The organism is Paraburkholderia sp. EB58, assembly GCF_050436665.1.
Taxonomy (GTDB): Bacteria; Pseudomonadota; Gammaproteobacteria; order Burkholderiales; family Burkholderiaceae; genus Paraburkholderia.
Genome location: NZ_JBNDMQ010000009.1, coordinates 130,764 through 148,561 on the forward strand (window position 1 = coordinate 130,764; position 17,798 = coordinate 148,561).

Here is a 17,798-nt window from a genome sequence, read left to right on the forward strand (position 1 = left end):
ATCGGTCATACGAAATGCGGCGCTCTCATAGGAGAAGAACGTGAAGACAGTCGGAATCTTAAGCGCGTTATGTCTGACAGTAGCGATAGCCATGCCCGTGGCGGCCTATGCGCAGGCAAGCGACGCGATGGCCGGCATGGACAACGGCTCCATGCCGAGTGGTAAAAAAGCCGCTACCAAGGCTGACCGGGCGCTTGCGCGGGCGGTGCGCCGCGCATTGTCCAAAGCCCAGGGCTTTAACGTCTCAAACGTGTTTGTGCGAGCCCGCAGTGGCGCGGTGACGCTGTCCGGCAGCGTCGATACGGGAGAGCAGATCGCTCAGGCCGAGCAGGTTGCCCATACGGTGCAGGGCGTCACGTCAGTTTCGAACAAGCTCACGCTGTTCCATGGCGGAAATGGCTAGGTGAGGGGGATTCTCGGATCAGGGTAGCGGCTAATCAGGGCTTTGCTGGCATGCCGGCGGATGCGGGGCTGTTCATCGGGTTCGCCGGTCGTCTCATGTTATATGATGATACTCAGTGAGTAGATTCTAACGTGGCGTGGCATATGCACACCCTGACCGAACACCCTATCGATTCCGCCACCAGGCAAACCGCTTTCGCCTTTCTCGACAAGGCGGCAAAGGCCTTTACGGTAAAAGGCGCCATTCTCTTCGGCAGCCGTGCGAAGGGCGAATTCCGCGCGGACAGTGATGCCGATATCGCCGTAGTCTTGCCCGGGAATCGCGGCCAGTTCATGGCGGCCAAATTGGCACTGGCCGATATGGCGTTCGACGTCCTGCTGGAAACAGGTATTCGCGTCCAGCCGCTTCCCGTCTGGGAAGACGAATGGGCGCACCCTGAGTCTTATTCAAACCCCGCGCTGCTGCGCAATATTGAAAGCGATGGGGTTCGCCTGTGGTAGGCGCGCCCGAATTGTTGACGAAGGCCCTTCGCGCCTCGTCCTCTGCTGCGTTGCTGCTCGCTGACGGCGACATTAATGGAGCGTGCAATCGTGCCTACTACGCGATGTTCGATGCCAGCGCGTGCTGGGTTGCTGGCCGCCGGCGCGCCGGTCGATCCGAACATCGTGCGAACGCATAACGGGGCGATTGCCGCGTTTGGACTGCACCTGGTCAAGACTGGGCAAGTCCAACGTGAGTGGGGCCGCACATTAAACCGCGCTCAGGAAATTCGACAGGTCGCCGACTACACTGGCGAAAACGTCGATATGGCTTTGGCGTCGTGGGTCGTCGGACAGTCACGTTTATTCATCGAGGAAATGCGGACAACGTTTCGAATTGACGCGTCCAAGTCGTGAGTGGTCCAGCCCACTCTCACCAGCATCCCCATTCCGCCACCCATCTTCCAAAACGCGACATGGGCATTTATCCATGACGCATCGCATCATCCCCTCAAACGCCCACCCAGCAAGCCCGCCAGCCCGCCGCTAACGCCCGTGCTTTTTTACCCGTGTCGTATTTGCGCAAGCGTCTGTCGCAATTAGTCGGCCTGTCGGGGTTTTTTCTGGCAACTATGTAGGCACACTGTGCGGGCCGGCGCCTGCACCACGAGGAGATGGATTCAATGAATTCCCCAAAGGTCGTGGTCGAAGGTTTATGTAAGGTTTTCGGGGCTAATCCCAAGCTGGCGCTCGATATGCTGGCCAGCGGCTCCACGAAGGACGAAGTGCATGCGAAAACCGGCCACGTGGTCGGCGTTCACAACGTTTCCTTCGACGTCCAGGAAGGCGAGATCTTCGTGTTGATGGGCCTGTCGGGTTCCGGCAAGTCGACGCTGATCCGTCTGATCAACCGCCTGGTCGAGCCCACGGCGGGCAAGGTGCTGGTGGATGGCCGCGATATCGCCGCCGTGCGCCGCTCTGAATTGACCTCGCTGCGCCGCACCGACATGAGCATGGTGTTCCAGTCATTCGCGCTCATGCCGCAACGCACGGTGCTCTCGAATGCGGCGTTCGGCCTCGAAGTCGCGGGCGTGGGTCGCAAGGAACGCGAAAAGCGCGCGCTCGGCGTGCTCGAACAGGTTGGCCTCGCCACCTTCGCGCAAAAGCTGCCCGCTGAATTGTCCGGCGGCATGCAGCAACGGGTAGGTCTGGCGCGCGCGCTGGCCGTCAATCCGTCGCTGATGATCATGGATGAGGCATTCTCGGCGCTCGATCCGCTCAAGCGCAAGGAAATGCAGAACGTGCTGCTGGAACTGCAAAAGAACCAGCGCCGCACGATCATGTTCGTTTCGCATGATCTCGAAGAGGCGCTGCGCATCGGCAACCGCATTGCGATTATGGAGGGCGGCCGGGTGGTGCAGATCGGCACGCCGCAGGAAATCATCAGCAATCCGGCGGACGATTACGTTCGCGCGTTTTTCGAAGGTGTGGATACGTGCCGCTATCTGACCGCTGGCGATCTGATGCAGACCAACGACGTGCCGCTGGTGCGCAATCTGGATGTGTCGAGCGTGGCGGCTTCGTTGAACGGCAGCGCCGAATACGCCTTCGTGCTCGATGCCGAGCGCCGCATTCGCGGTTTCGTTACGCGTGATGCGATTGGCAACGACGCACCGGATCTGCGCAAGGTCGAATGCATCTCGCTGGGTGCGTCATTGGAGCATGTGGTCTCGCGCGTCTGTGCTAACGCCACCGCGCTGCCGGTTGTCGACGACGAAAACCGCTATTGCGGCTCCGTCAATCAGGCAGCCGTCCTGAAGGTTCTTACGCGCAATCGAGGTTCTCATGTCTGAGATCATCCCGCTCGGCCGCTGGGTCGATGATTCCGTTCACTATCTGCTCGACCATGACGCGAATACGTTCGATGCAATCGGCAAGGCTATCGAGAGCTTTGCCGCGCTGATCGAGCATAGCCTGCAAGCCATTCCGATGTGGGCGCTCATGGCGTTCTTTATCGGCATCGGCCTCTGGCGGGTGGGCTGGCGGTTCGCGTTCTTTACGACGCTCGCGCTATTGCTGATCTACGCGACGGGCTTCTGGGACGAAACCGTGATTACGCTTGGATTGACACTGTCGTCGACCTTGATCAGCTTGCTATTCGGCATTCCGCTTGGCATCTGGACCGCCAAAAACAAGCATGTGGCGATGGTGGTGCGGCCGATTCTCGACCTGATGCAGACCATGCCGGCGTTCGTCTACCTGATTCCGGCGGCGATGCTGTTCGGCCTCGGGCGCGTGCCGGGGATTCTCTCGACCGTGATCTTTGCGATGCCGCCCGCCGTGCGCTTGACGAGCCTCGGCATCCGTCATGTGAATCGCGAGATTGTGGAAGCGGGCCAGGCCTTCGGATGTACGCCGTGGCAGCTGCTTTACAAGGTGCAATTTCCTAACGCGCTGCCGTCGATCATGCAGGGCGTCAATCAGACCATCATGATGGCCTTGTCGATGGTGATTATTGCCTCGATGGTTGGTGCAGGCGGCCTCGGTAACGACGTGCTGGCAAGTATTCAGCGCCTCGATATCGGACTCGGCTTCGAAAGCGGTCTGTCGGTCGTGTTGCTGGCGATCATTCTGGACCGTATCACCGAGAGCTTCGGCCGCTCGCCGGGCACGGCGAATGTGCCGCGTTTCGCAGGCCTACGCAGTGTGATGCGTGTGCGGCGCGACCAGCCAGCCGTGCAAAGCTGATTCGGGCCCGCTTAAGTCAAGCCCGGCCAAGCCAGCTAAAACAAACTCAAACGCCACTCAGGCATCGCGATGACCTTCGGGTCTTCGCGATGGAAAAACTCACCCTGTGCATCATGGAGTGCGACGTGACGTCTGCTACGACTGAATCGGTCCGCCTCAACGCGCCGTTGTCGAGTCTTGCGCATTTCGGTTTTCTGACGCTGCCCAGTTTTTCGATGATCGCGTTTACCAGTGCAATCGAAGTCTTGCGTATGGCTAACTATGTCGGCCGTGCACAGCATTACCGCTGGTCGGTGCTCACACCTGATGGTGTTCCCGCGCGGGCCAGCAATGGCATGACGGTCAAGCCGACCCGCACCCTGGAAGAGGCCGGCATGCCCGATGTACTGATCGTCTGCGGCGGCACGCAGATCCGCAGCGCGGTCGATTCGGATGTCAAGGCCTTGCTCGGCGATGTGGCGGAGCAGGGCGTGCCCTTGGGTGGTATCTGCACGGGGGCTTATGCGCTGATGTCGGCGGGGTTGCTCGACGACTATCGTTGCACCGTGCACTGGGAGGATCTGTCGACGCTGCACAAGGAATTCCCGCGCGTGCATTTCGCCGACGAGCTGTTTGTCATCGATCGTGACCGCCTGACCTGCACCGGCGGCACCGCGCCGCTCGATCTGATGCTGAACCTGGTGGAAAGTCGCCTCGGACAGAACCTAGCTGCTCAGGTATCCGAACAATTTATCCTTGAGCGGATTCGTGGCGCGAGCGATCCGCAGCCTATTCCGGTCGACGCGCGGGTGGGTTTTTCCCGCGCCGAGCTGATCGAAGTGGTGCGATTGATGGAAGCGAATATCGAGGAGCCGCTGTCGCTCGAAGAACTGGCGCGTCTCGTGCAGCTTTCGCAGCGCCATTTGCAGCGCATGTTCAAGGTCTATCTGAGCGTATCGCCAACGCATTACTACCTGACGCTGCGTCTGCGCCGCGCGCGCGATCTGCTGCGCACGACTGATGCATCGATCGCGCGCGTCACGACGGTATGTGGTTTTCACTCGCCCTGTCATTTCAGCAAGGCGTACCGCGCGCAATTCGGCCATGCACCAAGCGTCGAGCGTCGGCAACCCAATTAATTCAACAACAAGCGTGGAGAGAGAATGAAGATGAACAGAAAGCTGATGGCCGCAGCCTGTGCAATGGGCCTGACAAGCGCAGTGGCCCATGCGGCCGATCCGGCCGTATGCCGTGATGTGCGTTTCGCCGACGTGGGCTGGACCGATATCGCGGCGACCACCGGTCTGGCCTCGACGATATTCGAAGGGCTGGGCTATCGCCCGACCAAGACCATCGCCTCGGTGCCGATCACTTTTGCCGGGATCAAGAGCAAGCAGATCGACGTGTTTCTCGGCTATTGGGCGCCCACCATGGACCCGATCATCACGCCGTTCGTCAAGGCGGGCACGATCAAGGTACTGGCGACGCCGAATCTGACCGGCGCGAAATACACGCTGGCGGTGCCGGACTATGTGTATAACGGCGGCCTGAAGAACTTCGCCGATATCCAGAAGTTTGCCGACAAACTCAACGGCAAGGTCTACGGTATCGAACCCGGCAACGACGGTAATGCGCTGATCAAGAAGATGATCGACGCCAATCAGTTCGGGCTCGGCAAATTCAAGCTGGTCGAATCGAGCGAAGCGGGCATGCTGGTGGAAGTGAACCGGGCGATCCGCGAGAAGCAATGGATCGTGTTTCTCGGCTGGGAACCGCATCCGATGAATGTGCAGATGAAGATCGACTATCTGGCCGGTGGCGACGATGTATTCGGGCCGAACTACGGCGAAGCGAAGGTGTTCACGGCGACGCCGCCGGACTATGCCGCGCGCTGCCCGAATGCGGCGAAACTGGTGTCGAATCTGCAGTTCACCACGGCAATCGAAAACCATGTGATGGTGCCGATCATGAACAAGACCGACGCGAATCAGGCGGCGCTCGGCTGGCTCAAGCAGAATCCACAAGTGCTGGATCAGTGGTTGGCCGGCGTGACGACGATCGATGGAAAACCGGGCTTGCCAGCAGTGAAATCGTATATCGCTTCGCACTAACGGATAACGAAGGGTAAAGGAGTCTCCATGTAGCGGGGCGTGTGTTGGGCCGGTTGGTTCGGCATGCGCTCCGCGCTTTTTGTTACGGCGTCCGTATCATGCGCGGATCTCGAACCCTTCAGCATACGCCTGCGGATCGCTACCGTCCCACACGCGGCCATCTATCAACACCTGCGAGGCGGTTTCAGCCGGAATCGCAATGCCGATACTTTGCGCTGCTTCACGATACAACTGCGTCTGGTTGATGGCCGCCGCAATCTCACGATAGTCGTCGCGGCGCCCGATCATCCCCCAGCGCTCGTATTGCGTCAGAAACCAGACGCCGTCGGTCGCGCGCGGATAGTTGACCGTGCCGTCTTCGAAGAATCGCACGGGCAGCCGGTTGGACCCCGGCGACACGCTGTCACGGGTAAGGCGCCTCGCAATCAATGCTTCATCAATGCCGATAAATTCCGGTCGCACCAGCCAACGTGCAATCTCGTTGCGATGGTCGGGACCATCCAGCCAGCGGCACGCTTCGAGCATGGTTTGCACCAGCGCTCGCGCCGTATTGGGGTGCTGGCTCACAAAATCGCGACGGCAGGCGAGCACTTTCTCCGGATGGTCGGGCCAGATTTCGCTGCTATAGGCGAGCGTTCGGCCGACGCCGCGCGCTTCGGCGGCGGCATTCCACGGTTCGCCCACACAGAGTCCGTCCAGCCGATCTTCCGCGAGCGCGGCCACCATCTGCGGCGGCGGAATCACCACGCTTTCGATGTCGCGCAACGGATGCACGCCTTGCGATGCCAGCCAGTAGTAGAGCCACATCGCATGCGTGCCGGTCGGGAAGGTCTGCGCGAAGACCGGCTTGCGGCCGAGCGTCGCGAGTGCTCGGGCAAGCGAGTGCTGTTCGGCTAATGCGTCGGCAAGACGGTTCGATAGCGTGATGGCCTGGCCATTGCGGTTGAGCACCATCAATACAGCCATATCCGTTTGCGGACCGCCCAGGCCGAGCTGTACACCATAGGGGAGGCCGTATAGCGCATGAGCGGCATCCAGCTCGCCCGCCAGCAGCTTGTCGCGCAACGCGGCCCATGAAGGTTGACGCGATAGCTCGAGAGTCAGGCCGTATGCATGCCCGAACTCGAGCAGCTTAGCCGCGACAAGCGGCGCCGCGTCGGCAAGCGATACAAAACCGAGCCGCAGATGGGTCTTCTCGAGCGGCACGGGCGCGGACGATGGGGTAACGGGAGCAGGTTGGTTCATGAGCCACGCTTCATTTGGGCAAGTCCGCGGCCTCGACGATCTGGCGCGCGATCTCGGCGAGCTTGACGCCCTGGTTCATTGCACGCTTGCGCAGGCTCGCATAAGCGGCGTGTTCGGCCAATTTCTGCTGATCCATCAACAGACGTTTGGCGCGGTCGATCAGTTTGCGCTCCGCCAGCTCGTTTTCGACCTCGGCGAGCCGCTCGCGCAACTGGGCTTCCTGCGCAAAGCGGGCGAGCGCCACTTCGAGGATCGGCGCGAGCTTTTCCGTGGCCAGTCCTTCGACAAGGTAGGCCGTGACACCGGCGCTCACGGCATCGCGAATCAGTTGCTGGTTGGCATCGTTGCTGAACATCAGCACGGGACGTGGCGCAGTGGCCTTCATGACCGCTAGTTGCTCGAGCGTGTCACGCGACGGCGATTCCGTGTCGATGATGATCACATCGGGCCGCTCGCTTTCGACTCGCCGGTGCAACGCCTGCGATGTGGTCGTGCCGGCCAGCATGTCGTAGCCGAGCCGCGCGAGGGCGTCGCGCAGGTCGCCAATCGGCTTGTCGGTGTCGGTTACGAGCAATACACGCAGCATGGTTCGAATCGGGTCAGCAGCATCAGGGGTTCAGTTCGAGTTTTATCCCATCCGCGTGTCGGACCGGATGCGAAGAACGTCGAACGCCATTGCCCGACTTTAAATACGAAGCGGCGTCTTCCCCATCAGTGAAGAAGGGTGCCTGCGAAGCGCCGTTGTGCTTGGAGGAGCAGGTCACGCTGGCTCGGGCCGCATGGCTCCTGCTCATGTTCCGCCGCGTCTTTGCGGAGGTTCGTCCAATTTAAGCAAGGCGTATGCCATCTGTATGAGGGCGCGGAATGCCTTGTTCGGCAGGACTTTGGATGGACGGTAGCGTCGGTCGGCGTGCACGGCGGTGGTGCGAGGTGGCCAATGCACGCACTGAACTGGCGCTGTTCGATACCAGGGCGACCCGGGTAACCCCTTATTCCCACACCGAGACCACGAGGACTACGATCCTCTTCATCTAATTATAGAACGATGTTCTGTCAGATAGAACGTCGCTGAAAGAACTCAAAAAGGTTCGCTATGGTTTCCCTCCCGCTTTCCGGCATCCGCGTGCTGGATCTATCAAACGTCCTCTCCGGACCGTTCTGCACCTATCAGCTTGCGCTGCTCGGCGCGGATGTCCTCAAGATCGAGAACCCGGCCGGCGGCGATCTCGCCCGGCGTCTGGGCGCCGATCCACAAGCCTCGGCACGCAATATGGGGGCGTCATTCGTGGCCGTGAACGCGGGCAAGCAGTCGATGACGCTCAACCTCAAGTACGAGGCCGGCAAGGAAATCCTGCGCAAACTCGTTACTGAAGCGGACGTGCTGGTCGAGAACTTCCGCCCGGGCGTCATGGACCGCCTGGGTCTGGGCGCGAAGTCGTTGCTCGAAGTGAATCCGCGTCTTGTCTACTGTGCGATTTCCGGGTTCGGCAACGACGGTCCGCTGGCCCATCGTCCGGCTTACGACCAGATCATCCAGGGCATGTCGGGCGCGATGAGTGTCACGGGCGACGCAGAGAGCGCCCCGCTGCGCGTCGGTTATCCGGTCTCGGATACCGTGGGCGGCATGAACGCAGCGCTGGCGATCTGCGCCGCGGTGCTCGCCGCGCAACGCACAGGCGAGGGCACGATCATCGATGTCTCGATGCTGGAGGCGACGCTGTCGAGCATGGGCTGGGTGGTGTCCAACTATCTGAACGCCGGCGTGACGCCCACGCCGATGGGCAACGAAAACTTCACCGCGGCGCCGTCTGGAACCTTTGTTTGCGGCGACGGCATGCTCAATATCGCCGCCAACGAGACCAAACAGTTTGTTGCGTTATGCGAACTGATTGGCCGCCCCGATCTGCCGCACGACGCGCGCTTTAGCGAACGCAATACGCGCAAGCGTTATCGCGCAGAGTTAAAACACGAGATCGAAGCCGCGCTCGCGGCCGACACCGCGAGCAACTGGGAACAACGGATGACCGCCGCAGGCGTGCCGGCGGGGCTCGTCCTAAGCGTGCCCGAGGCGATCAGCCAGCCGCAACTCGTTGGCCGCGATTTCGTGCACGAACTGCAGGACGGCGACACCGTGCAGCGCGTCACCCGCGCGGGTTTCCGCTTTGCCGACGCCCAGGGCGAGTCCTCAAGCGGCGCGCCCATTTCACGGGCCCCGCATTTGTCCGAACACACGGATGCGCATTTGCAGCGTCTTGGTTTTGATGCAAGCGCGATTGCGCGGCTAAGAGAAGACGGCGCTATCTAACGTCGCGTAGCGAAGAGACTGATTGGAGGAGTTCATGAGACAAGCATCGAATACCGTGGCACGCGCAGGATTCGCGAACGCGGTAACGCACAACGCAGATCAGGAGTCCCAGGCGCGGGGCATTGTCGCGCGGCTCGACCGTCTGCCCGCCACGCGACATATCTGGAAGATCGTGTTTCTGCTGTCGCTCGGCGGCTGCTTCGAGTTCTACGATCTGTTCATGACCGGCTATATCGCGCCGGGACTGATTGTGAGCGGCCTCTTCGTCAAGACGTCGACGTCGATCTTTGCGATGAACAGCATTGCTGCATTCGTCGCCGCAACATTTCTCGGGCTTTTTATCGGCACCATGGGACTCGGCTTTCTTGCCGACCGCTACGGTCGTCGCCGCATCTTCGTGGTGGCATTGCTGGCCTATACGCTCGCGAGCATTCTGATGGCGTTTCAGCAGAGCGCGCTCGGCGTGAATGTGTTCCGGCTGCTGGCGGGGATCGGACTCGGCGTCGAGATGGTAACCATCAATACCTATGTTGCCGAACTGATGCCGAAGGATCTGCGTGGCCGCGCTTTCGCGATCACGCAGATCGTGCCGTATTGCGCAGTGCCGGTGGTGGCGCTGATGTCGTGGTGGCTGGTGCCGCAACAGCCATTTGGTCTCGATGGCTGGCGTTGGGTGGTGCTCGCGAGCGCGGCCGGTGCGGCGATCGTGTGGGTCATCCGTCTCGGCATTCCCGAAAGCCCACGCTGGCTCGTGACGCGCGGACGCCTCGATGAAGCGGCGCGGGTCACGCAGGAAATCGAACGCGTCGTCGAACGCCAATACGGGCAGCCGTTGCCGCCGCCCGTGCCGCATACGCACAGCGCGCCCACCGTCGAGCGGCGCTTTCGCGACATCCTGAAAGCGCCGTATCTGAAGCGCACGATCATGATGTCGGTCTATAACGCGGTCTCGGTGATCGGCTTTTACGGTTTCAGCAACTGGATTCCTTCGCTGCTCACCAGCAAGGGCATCAATCTGGTTCACAGCTTGCAATACTCGTTTCTGATGTCGATTGCGCTGCCGCTCGGGCCGGCGCTGTTTTTCTATTTTGCCGACAAGATCGAGCGCAAGTGGAGCCTGGTTGGCGCCTCGGGTGCGATTGCGGTTTTTGGACTCGCCTTTGCGCATCAAACCGAATCATTCGGCCTGATCGTGTTCGGCTTCTGTATGAACCTTGCGTTGACGATCATGACGTACTCGTTCCAGACCTATCAATCAGAACTGTATCCAACCGAGATTCGCGCGCGAGCCATTGGCTTTGTCTACTCATGGAGCCGGCTGAGCGCAATTTTCTCGGGCTTTCTCGTCGCATTCTTTCTGCGCGATTTCGGCGCAAATGGCGTGTTCGTCATGATCAGCAGCTGCATGGTGTTTGTGATGCTGCTGATCGGCATCATGGGACCGGCCACCAAGGGTCTCGCCCTCGAAGATATCAACCGTTGAAAAGAGCGCTATGAACAACACTCCCATCGATCCCGCCGTCCTCGCTGCCAATTACTGGAGCACGTCGATCATCGACATCCACCCAGGCTCGATCCAGGTGCGCGGATATCCGATTCAGGAACTGATTGGCGCGATCAGCTTTCCGCAGATGATCTGGCTCATGCTGCGCGGCGACCTGCCGAGCGCGGGCGAGGCGCGTCTGCTCGAGGCGGCGTTGGTGGCGTCGGTGGATCACGGTCCGCATGCGCCGTCGATTGCGATTTCGCGCATGGCGGTGAGTTGCGGCTTGCCGTTGAACGGTGCGATGGCCTCGGCGTTGAATACGCTCGATGATGTCCACGGCGGCGCCGGACAACAGACCGTCGAACTCTTTCACAGCATCGAACGTGCGCAAGCTGACGGAGCATCGCTGGAGGAAGCGGTCGAGTCCTCCGTCGACGCCTTTATCGCCGCGCACGGCAAATATCTGCCGGGCTTCGGACACCGCTTCCATCCCGTGGATCCACGTGCGGGCCGCCTGCTGGCGATGGTCGATGAAGCCGCCGCCCAAGGCGTGGTGTCTGGCAGATACGCCGGGATCGCGCGCGCCATGGAGGCCCTGCTCAAGGGACGCAAGTCGAAGCCGGTTCCGATGAATATCGACGGCGCCACCGCCGTGATCTACGCCGAACTCGGCTTTGCCCCCGAACTCGCGCGTGGCGTGTTCTGCCTGTCACGTGCGGTCGGTATTCTGTCGCATGCGTGGGAGCAGCGCGGACGCGGCGAGCGCAACAAGGGGCCCATGCCGCGCCAGATGGCTTATCGCTATACGGGACATGCCACGCGGCATGTCGACGAGGAGGAGGGGCAATGAACTGGAATTCCGCGCCGCCCGTCATCGGGACCGCGATTCATACGACCATGCCGCAGACGCTGCGCCGTCACGAGGTGACAGAGTGGTCGCGCGCCAACAAGGGCGGGGCGGTGGTGGATTCGTTTATCGAAGGTCCGTGTTTCGACCCGCACGGCAATCTGTATATCGTCGATATTCCGCACGGGCGGATCATGCGGATTTCGCCGGAACTTGAATGGAGCGTAGTCGCCGAATACGACGGCGAGCCGAACGGGCTGGCATGGCATCCGGACGGCCGCGTGCTGATCGCCGACTACAAGAACGGCATTCTGGCGCTCGATCCCGCCAGCGGCGCCGTCACGCCGGTGATCGCGCGGCGCAACAGCGAGCGCTTCAAAGGGCCGAACGATCTCGTCGTCGCGAGCAACGGCGACCTCTACTTCACCGATCAAGGCCAGACGGGCTTGCACGATCCCACCGGACGCGTCTACCGGCTGCGGCCGGATGGCCACCTCGATTGCCTGATCTCGAACGGTCCGAGCCCTAACGGGCTGGTGCTGAGTCCCGACGAAAAAGTATTGTTTGTCGCCATGACGCGCGACAACTCGGTGTGGCGTTTGCCGCTGCTGGCGGACGGCAGCACCAGCAAAGTGGGCCGTTTTGCACAGTTCTATGGCGTGAGCGGGCCGGACGGCCTGACGATGGACCGCGACGGGAATCTGTTTGTGGCGCACGCGTCGCTCGGCGCGGTATTCGTGCTCAATCCGCACGGCGAGGGGCTCGCCACAATCGAATCGTGCGCGGGCCGCACGATAACCAATGTGACGTTTGGCGGCGCTCATCGCAGCACCTTGTTCATCACGGATTCGAGCAGCGGGTCGGTCTTGACGACGCAGTGGAGTACGCCGGGCCTGGCCGGGTAAAATGACGCTCTGTCAGGCATAACGGCCGGGCCGCTCGCGCTTTAGCGGCATGGGCGGCGTTGTGCATGGCTTTGCGGGCTGTTTGATGCCTGCCTGTCGCCCCTTTTTAGCCCTCTAGCGTATTCGAGCCGCCGGCCCCGTCCGGCGAATTGCGCCGCTCTCACACTGCCCATGGCCTCTTCCAGTCCTTCCAGCGCTTCCAGTTCTGCGCCCGCTGACGACGCACAAGCCGTCTCGAGTCCGTCGACCTCACCCGATGGCGTCGCCGCGCTCGATCGCGCCTTTGCCATCCTGTTTGCTTTCCGCCCCGACGACAAAGGCGTGTCGCTCGCCGAACTGGCTGGCCGCACAGGGCTCTACAAAAGCACGATCCTGCGACTGATCGCGTCGCTCACGCATCACCGGATGCTGCTGCGCTCGGACGACGGCCTTTACTACGTCGGCCCGGCCACGCTGCAACTCGGCGCGCTGTACCAGCGCAGCCTGCAACTCGGCGATGTGGTGCTGCCGTTAATGCGCCGCCTGCGCGACGCCAGCGGCGAAAGCGTGTCGTTCTACGTACGGCAGAAGAACCTGCGGGTCTGTTTGCATCGTGTCGATTCGACCCACGCGATCCGTGATCACGTACGTGAGGGCGACGTACTGCCGATGGACAAAGGCTCGGGCGGACGCGTGCTAAGCGCGTTTGGGGCAGGGCGCGGAGAACTTTGCGAGCGGATCCGCCACGACGGCTATTACATGTCGGTGGGGGAGCGGGATGCTGAGACGGCCGGTATTTCGGCGCCGGTGTTTTCGGCGGCACAGCCGCTTGCCGGCACGTTCACGCTGGCTGGGCCGCGTTCGCGTGTCGACGAAGCATTGATGCTGCGGATGCGTCAGCCGATGCTGGAGGCCGCGATTGAGGCCAGTGAGCAGCTCGGCGGCGATGCGACCCCGCTGCGCGCCGCTCTGGCATTGCTCAAGCCGGAGAAGGCGCGCGAAAAGCTTCGCTAGCGGTAGGGTCGTCAGCGCGGGCCGTCAACGCGACGGCAAACGTGTCGCCATTTTAGCGACGACGGAATTGCGTATTGCGGGCGCCGCCGCCACCGGAGGCGCGTTCGTCCTTGTGACGGAAGTTGATCCGTCCTTTGGTCAGATCGTAGACCGACAGCTCGAGCGTCACGCGGTCGCCCGCGAGAATACGAATGTGATTCTTGCGCATGCGTCCGGACGCGTAAGCGCCAACCACGACGCCGTTGTCGAGCGTCACGCGGTAACGGCTATCCGGAAGTACTTCGTCGACAATACCGTCAAGTTCAAGCAGTTCTTCTTTCGCCATGCATAACTCCTGGTCGATGGGGTAAGGGCGCTTTGCTTAACGGCAAAGCTTGTGATGCTGTGGCGCAGGTGGCCAAACGGCGCACCCGCGGGAAATAGGGGTGCAAGGCGCGCAAGGTGCGCGCTGCGAAGATGCAGCTGCCGGTCAAAGATCGGCGACCGACTGGCCGTCTACGCGGCCGTCGATCAATTGTTCCGCGTGCGCCATGCACGCGATGCGGGCTTTGCCCGTGCCTTCGAACGGCCACAGATACGGCAGGCGGAACACCCGGCCGTCGGCTGCCGGATTGGCGCCGACGCGGCAAATGCGCACCGAGGCGTCATAGCCTGCGTCCGGATTGCGGCTGGTCGTGCCGTCAGCGGGACGGCGCGGGTACACGAGCGGATGGATTTCGTAGCCCTTGTAGGTCTTGACAACTGAATTCATTAAGTCCTTGTCCTGTAATACGTGGCTGGCGTGTCACGCGTGTTACGCGCGGCACAACAGGCCCGGCAGCGCAGCACCTTGGGGCGCGCCGCCATGGAGAAGAGTGGCACAGGCCCGATGGCATGGGGCTTGAGCGCAGCCGCGCAAAATCGCGGATTCAATGGAGAAGAAACGCGCTAATGTCGCGCAGACATCAGGCGCATGAAAAACTGCACAACTCGCGACGACGAATGCGTGCTGCGCATTGCCGGAGTGACGGGATCGCCGACGGGCGGCGGTCGAACAGTCGGGGGTGGTGCGGAGATGCTAAATATTGCTGCTGATACTGCAGATGCGGCGGAATACAGCTATTTCAATATGATGCACTAAATGGGCCAGATTGGATAGCAAAAACTGCCGGTCGAGCCGCCGCGGACCGGAAAAGGGTGGTGAAAAGGGTCCCACTGGCCGTGCCGGCCGCAGCGAGCGCCTTGTGGGACGGGCGCCAGCGAGGAGCTGGCGACCTTGCTGGGGTTGGCGAACGTTAGCGGGTTGTTTCCGCGATGCGTTTCTTGAGTTCGCGCGAGGCGGCAAGCGGAATGCGTGCGTCATCCCAGACTGCGAGCCACTCGACTTCCTTCGAAGTAAAAATCTGGCCGTGATTGCGCAGGGTGTATTGCAGTGAATCGATGATGTGATTGCGGATGATTTCGGGCGTGCCTTCATCGTCAAGCACCGCGCGAAACGCTTCTAGCGTGGCCATCTGTTGCTCCGTGAAATAGTCCTCCTTTTATCGCACGAAAAAATTCTGCCCGCCAAGCGAACAAAAATGCACTTGTGTCGGCGAGTCCACATGCCCATTTAAACCGGTTCTCGCTTATGCGACGATGGTCGCGTAGGATGCGCGGTTTTCCCGCGCTGCATTTCCATCAACCGCGAACTGCGACTACAACGAAGGACCCCAACCGTGCGCTATCAGCATTACAAAGGCGGCATCTACGAGCTGATTTGCGAGGCGACACTCGAGTCGGATCCGAGCGTCACGATGATTGTCTATCGAAGCGCGAATGGTACGATCTGGACGCGTCCAGCTTCGGTATTTTTCGAGCTGGTCGAACATGAAGACGGCAAGGTACCGCGCTTCGCTCCAATCAACTGATCTGTGCACCGCTTAGGCGGGTGACTCGGATCTCATGAGGAAACCTGCATGCGCCTTTTGCTTGCCATCATCCTGCCGTGGCTCCAGTTCTTCACGATCGGCCGTCCGTTCGCGGGCATCATCTGCCTGATTTTGCAGATCACGCTGATTGGCTGGATTCCGGCGGCAATCTGGTCCGTGTATGCGCTCAGCCAGTACAAGACCGACCAGAAAATCGAACGCGCGCTCGGCGCGCGCCGCTAAGTCGGCGCGGGCTCTGCGGCGGGGTTGGCGGCTTGACCGCCGGGCGTGAACGCAGCGAGGGCGGGGGCAGGGACTCGGTAGGTCCCGCGAGGCATGGGGTTTGCTAAGTCAGGTTACCCGATGGACATAACGAGAAACGCCATGCGCCCTAACCACACTACCGCTGACTACGCCCCGTCCGGGGAGGCATTTCCGGTTGCATCGCCCAGCATGGGCGAGGACGATCCGCGACCGCAACGCAGTCCGCTCACCCGGATGACGTTTTGTTTCGCCTGGCTGTTCGGGCTCGAACCGTTTCTTGCCGGGGGCACGGCAACGCAATCGAGCTCGGAGGCTGAGAGCCGTCTTTGAGTTTGGCCGTTTGCAAAAAACGGCTAACCGGCGGGCAGCTTTTACACTTTCCGCCACATTTCCCGCCGCACTTTCAGTGCCAAGCCTAAGCGCAGCCGCCCTTATTCACTGCCAGTGATGTGACCGGTTAGTGGATGGACGCGGCGCGCGAATGCGACCAGCGCGAGTATGCCGATCGGCGACAGGATAAAAAATGCGAGCAGCATGATGGCATTCGCGATGATGGAGTGCGCCGAGTGTAGTCCGTTGTCCGGATTAGAAAATCACGCAAAAACACAACACACTGTTCAGTTCGCGGGAATGAACTCGCCTGTCGCTATTGCCGCTTGAGGCGGAGCCGGTCTGACGCGCCTGTCCCTAGAAGTGGGCGAAATTATCCGTAAAGATGAAGTTAATTTCATCGATGAAAAACGGGTCGGCGAACGTTAAAGTTGCAATTCAACGGCGTGTCGTCGCCCTATGAGCTGCCGGCCAAGCCGGTTCTGGTCATCGAGACTTCGCGTCGCCATCATCATCTTGCGGCTGGGTAACGGTGTTCGGACGGGGGCATCAAGGGCGAGGGCAGATGGTTGAGGTGATGACCGGGATCAACGTCTGAGGGCCAATGCTCAGGAAAGGACTCTTGCAGAGTGGGCGGTTAATCTGGAGAGCAGAAGCCGCTAAATTTCATATGCGCGCTGGAGTCCCGTGCGCGCGAGAGAGAGTTGCCCCAGCCGCCTGAGCGGGCGGCTGGGGGGTTTTTTGCCGTGCGCGGGCGTATAGGTTAGCGATCTGCCCAAGGGCAGGTGCAATTAGACGGTGGCCGCGTGCTGCTTGATCACCGCGAGCTTTTCTTCGCCGATCTTTTCCCTCGCCATTTCCGTATCGTAATGCGTTTGCAGATTCATCCAGCTTTGCGGGTCCGTGCCGAAGAAGGCGCCAAGACGAACGGCGGTGTCGGCCGTAATGGAACGATCACCCTTTACGATTTCATTGATGCGGCGAGCCGGTACTTCAATTGCCTTTGCGAGGGCATATTGCGAAATACCCATTGGTTCGAGCCAGTCCAGAGCCAGGATTTCTCCCGGCGTGGCCAGCGGAATTTGCCGTGTCATATAGTGCTCCTGATGCTTTCTGTGCTTTCTCTGATGCTTGCCTTTCGGGCGCTTCAGTTTTTCGTTCAATGGTAGTCAACGATCTCAACGTCAGTCGCGGTGCCGTTTGCGAATTTGAAGCATATGCGCCACTGCTCGTTTATACGGATGCCGTAATATCCTGCGCGATTTCCCTTTAGAAGTTCCAGCCGATTGTTAGGTGGGATGCGCAGGAAGTTCAAGTCTGCGGCAGCGTGAAGCTGTTGAAGCTTCCGCATGGCAACGCTTTCGATGTTCGCAAACCGGGCCACGCGGGTACCTCGGAAGAGCGTCTCTGTATCGCGGCACTTGAACGATGTGATCATGCACAAATAGTAACGCGAAGCGTTATTAACGTCAAGCGTTACTAATGCTGGCTGTGGTCGGACTGGCCTAAGGCTAACCTATCTCCACCGCATCCGGCACTTCAATCACCAGATCCGACTCCGCAACCGCCACACAAGGCAGGATCAAACCCTCCGCCTTCTCTTCCCGCGAAACGCCCGGCCATTCGATGGTGTACGACACCGTGCCGCTGACCAACCGGCACAGGCACGTCCTGCACGTGCCGTTGCGGCACGAACGAGGCAGGCGCAGATTCGCGAAGCCGGCAGCTTCGAGAACGGTCACCGAATCGGGTGCTTCGAACGTGCGTCCAAGCGGTTCGATGCGCACCGAAAAGAGTGGCTTGGTGTCAGACAT

24 protein-coding genes are annotated in these 17,798 nt (G+C 60.7%); 16 read left to right on the forward strand and 8 right to left on the reverse strand.

From position 1 onward, the window contains the following. Positions 1–40: 40 nt before the first annotated feature. The 7 genes from P3T40_RS15415 to P3T40_RS15445 all read left to right on the forward strand — a co-directional run bounded on the left by P3T40_RS15415 (position 41) and on the right by P3T40_RS15445 (position 5,720). The gene (locus P3T40_RS15415; protein ID WP_429268581.1) at positions 41–403 is read left to right on the forward strand and encodes a BON domain-containing protein; all 363 of its coding nucleotides are present in this window, start codon (positions 41–43) and stop codon (positions 401–403) included. A gap of 143 nt (positions 404–546) precedes the next feature. Then, entirely contained in the window at positions 547–903 is a 357-nt protein-coding gene (locus P3T40_RS15420) for a nucleotidyltransferase domain-containing protein (RefSeq protein ID WP_429268582.1), read from the forward strand. 111 nt (positions 904–1,014) lie between these two features. After that, positions 1,015–1,299: a hypothetical protein gene (locus tag P3T40_RS15425; protein WP_429268583.1), complete on the forward strand. Its 285-nt coding sequence runs from the start codon at positions 1,015–1,017 to the stop codon at positions 1,297–1,299. A gap of 266 nt (positions 1,300–1,565) precedes the next feature. Next, positions 1,566–2,735, forward strand: a complete 1,170-nt coding sequence (locus P3T40_RS15430) for a quaternary amine ABC transporter ATP-binding protein (protein ID WP_429268584.1) — start codon at positions 1,566–1,568, stop codon at positions 2,733–2,735. Beyond that, entirely contained in the window at positions 2,728–3,630 is a 903-nt protein-coding gene (gene choW / locus P3T40_RS15435) for a choline ABC transporter permease subunit (protein WP_429268585.1), read from the forward strand. Before P3T40_RS15430 ends, choW begins: the two co-directional genes overlap by 8 nt. 113 nt (positions 3,631–3,743) lie before the next feature. Then, the gene (locus tag P3T40_RS15440) at positions 3,744–4,748 is read left to right on the forward strand and encodes a GlxA family transcriptional regulator (protein WP_429268725.1); all 1,005 of its coding nucleotides are present in this window, start codon (positions 3,744–3,746) and stop codon (positions 4,746–4,748) included. 30 nt (positions 4,749–4,778) lie between these two features. Beyond that, complete coding sequence (locus tag P3T40_RS15445; protein ID WP_429268726.1) at positions 4,779–5,720, forward strand: choline ABC transporter substrate-binding protein; 942 nt, start codon at positions 4,779–4,781, stop codon at positions 5,718–5,720. 96 nt (positions 5,721–5,816) lie between these two features. On the opposite strand, the gene P3T40_RS15450 is transcribed toward P3T40_RS15445, so the two are convergent. Both P3T40_RS15450 and P3T40_RS15455 read right to left on the reverse strand, forming a co-directional pair. After that, entirely contained in the window at positions 5,817–6,965 is a 1,149-nt protein-coding gene (locus tag P3T40_RS15450) for a CmpA/NrtA family ABC transporter substrate-binding protein (RefSeq protein WP_429268586.1), read from the reverse strand. Between the two features lie 10 nt (positions 6,966–6,975). After that, positions 6,976–7,551, reverse strand: a complete 576-nt coding sequence (locus P3T40_RS15455; protein WP_429268587.1) for an ANTAR domain-containing response regulator — start codon at positions 7,549–7,551, stop codon at positions 6,976–6,978. Between the two features lie 507 nt (positions 7,552–8,058). Between P3T40_RS15455 and P3T40_RS15460 the strand changes: the two genes are divergently transcribed. The 5 genes from P3T40_RS15460 (at position 8,059) to P3T40_RS15480 (ending at position 13,501) form a co-directional block, all read left to right on the forward strand. After that, positions 8,059–9,270 carry a CaiB/BaiF CoA transferase family protein gene (locus P3T40_RS15460; RefSeq protein ID WP_429268588.1) on the forward strand — a complete coding sequence of 404 codons (1,212 nt, stop codon included), beginning with the start codon at positions 8,059–8,061 and terminating at the stop codon, positions 9,268–9,270. Between the two features lie 34 nt (positions 9,271–9,304). Further along, a complete protein-coding gene (locus P3T40_RS15465) occupies positions 9,305–10,753 on the forward strand; it encodes an MFS transporter (RefSeq protein WP_429268589.1) in 1,449 nt (482 codons plus the stop codon). 10 nt (positions 10,754–10,763) lie between these two features. Beyond that, the gene (locus P3T40_RS15470) at positions 10,764–11,606 is read left to right on the forward strand and encodes a citryl-CoA lyase (RefSeq protein ID WP_429268590.1); all 843 of its coding nucleotides are present in this window, start codon (positions 10,764–10,766) and stop codon (positions 11,604–11,606) included. Continuing rightward, positions 11,603–12,508 carry an SMP-30/gluconolactonase/LRE family protein gene (locus tag P3T40_RS15475; protein WP_429268591.1) on the forward strand — a complete coding sequence of 302 codons (906 nt, stop codon included), beginning with the start codon at positions 11,603–11,605 and terminating at the stop codon, positions 12,506–12,508. The genes P3T40_RS15470 and P3T40_RS15475 overlap by 4 nt, the downstream gene beginning before the upstream one ends. Before the next feature lie 171 nt (positions 12,509–12,679). Next, the gene (locus P3T40_RS15480; protein ID WP_429268592.1) at positions 12,680–13,501 is read left to right on the forward strand and encodes an IclR family transcriptional regulator; all 822 of its coding nucleotides are present in this window, start codon (positions 12,680–12,682) and stop codon (positions 13,499–13,501) included. A gap of 52 nt (positions 13,502–13,553) precedes the next feature. Here P3T40_RS15480 and infA read toward each other — a convergent pair whose 3' ends face one another. Together infA and P3T40_RS15490 are read right to left on the reverse strand one after the other, a co-directional pair. Further along, positions 13,554–13,826, reverse strand: a complete 273-nt coding sequence (gene infA, locus P3T40_RS15485; protein ID WP_042325066.1) for a translation initiation factor IF-1 — start codon at positions 13,824–13,826, stop codon at positions 13,554–13,556. A 144-nt stretch (positions 13,827–13,970) separates the two neighbouring features. Next, the gene (locus P3T40_RS15490; protein ID WP_074295140.1) at positions 13,971–14,252 is read right to left on the reverse strand and encodes a hypothetical protein; all 282 of its coding nucleotides are present in this window, start codon (positions 14,250–14,252) and stop codon (positions 13,971–13,973) included. 201 nt (positions 14,253–14,453) lie between these two features. Here P3T40_RS15490 and P3T40_RS15495 point away from each other — a divergent pair, with 201 nt between their 5' ends. After that, on the forward strand, positions 14,454–14,621 hold the full coding sequence (locus tag P3T40_RS15495; protein ID WP_429268593.1) for a hypothetical protein: 168 nt from the start codon (positions 14,454–14,456) through the stop codon (positions 14,619–14,621). Positions 14,622–14,775: 154 nt separating this feature from the next. Here the strand turns inward: P3T40_RS15495 and P3T40_RS15500 are convergent, their stop codons facing one another. Further along, complete coding sequence (locus P3T40_RS15500) at positions 14,776–14,994, reverse strand: hypothetical protein (protein WP_090686211.1); 219 nt, start codon at positions 14,992–14,994, stop codon at positions 14,776–14,778. Positions 14,995–15,198: 204 nt separating this feature from the next. Between P3T40_RS15500 and P3T40_RS15505 the strand changes: the two genes are divergently transcribed. The 3 genes from P3T40_RS15505 to P3T40_RS15515 all read left to right on the forward strand — a co-directional run bounded on the left by P3T40_RS15505 (position 15,199) and on the right by P3T40_RS15515 (position 15,984). Then, positions 15,199–15,390 carry a DUF1653 domain-containing protein gene (locus P3T40_RS15505; protein WP_429268594.1) on the forward strand — a complete coding sequence of 64 codons (192 nt, stop codon included), beginning with the start codon at positions 15,199–15,201 and terminating at the stop codon, positions 15,388–15,390. 48 nt (positions 15,391–15,438) lie between these two features. Then, on the forward strand, positions 15,439–15,633 hold the full coding sequence (locus tag P3T40_RS15510; protein WP_074295142.1) for a YqaE/Pmp3 family membrane protein: 195 nt from the start codon (positions 15,439–15,441) through the stop codon (positions 15,631–15,633). A 141-nt stretch (positions 15,634–15,774) separates the two neighbouring features. Continuing rightward, positions 15,775–15,984 (forward strand): hypothetical protein, encoded by a 210-nt coding sequence (locus P3T40_RS15515; protein WP_429268595.1) that lies wholly within the window; start codon positions 15,775–15,777, stop codon positions 15,982–15,984. A gap of 791 nt (positions 15,985–16,775) precedes the next feature. Here P3T40_RS15515 and P3T40_RS15520 read toward each other — a convergent pair. The 3 genes from P3T40_RS15520 to P3T40_RS15530 form a co-directional block, all read right to left on the reverse strand. Next, the gene (locus P3T40_RS15520; RefSeq protein ID WP_429268727.1) at positions 16,776–17,078 is read right to left on the reverse strand and encodes a HigA family addiction module antitoxin; all 303 of its coding nucleotides are present in this window, start codon (positions 17,076–17,078) and stop codon (positions 16,776–16,778) included. A 65-nt stretch (positions 17,079–17,143) separates the two neighbouring features. After that, positions 17,144–17,422: a type II toxin-antitoxin system RelE/ParE family toxin gene (locus P3T40_RS15525; protein ID WP_429268596.1), complete on the reverse strand. Its 279-nt coding sequence runs from the start codon at positions 17,420–17,422 to the stop codon at positions 17,144–17,146. 73 nt (positions 17,423–17,495) lie between these two features. Continuing rightward, a complete protein-coding gene (locus tag P3T40_RS15530) occupies positions 17,496–17,798 on the reverse strand; it encodes a 2Fe-2S iron-sulfur cluster-binding protein (protein WP_429268597.1) in 303 nt (100 codons plus the stop codon).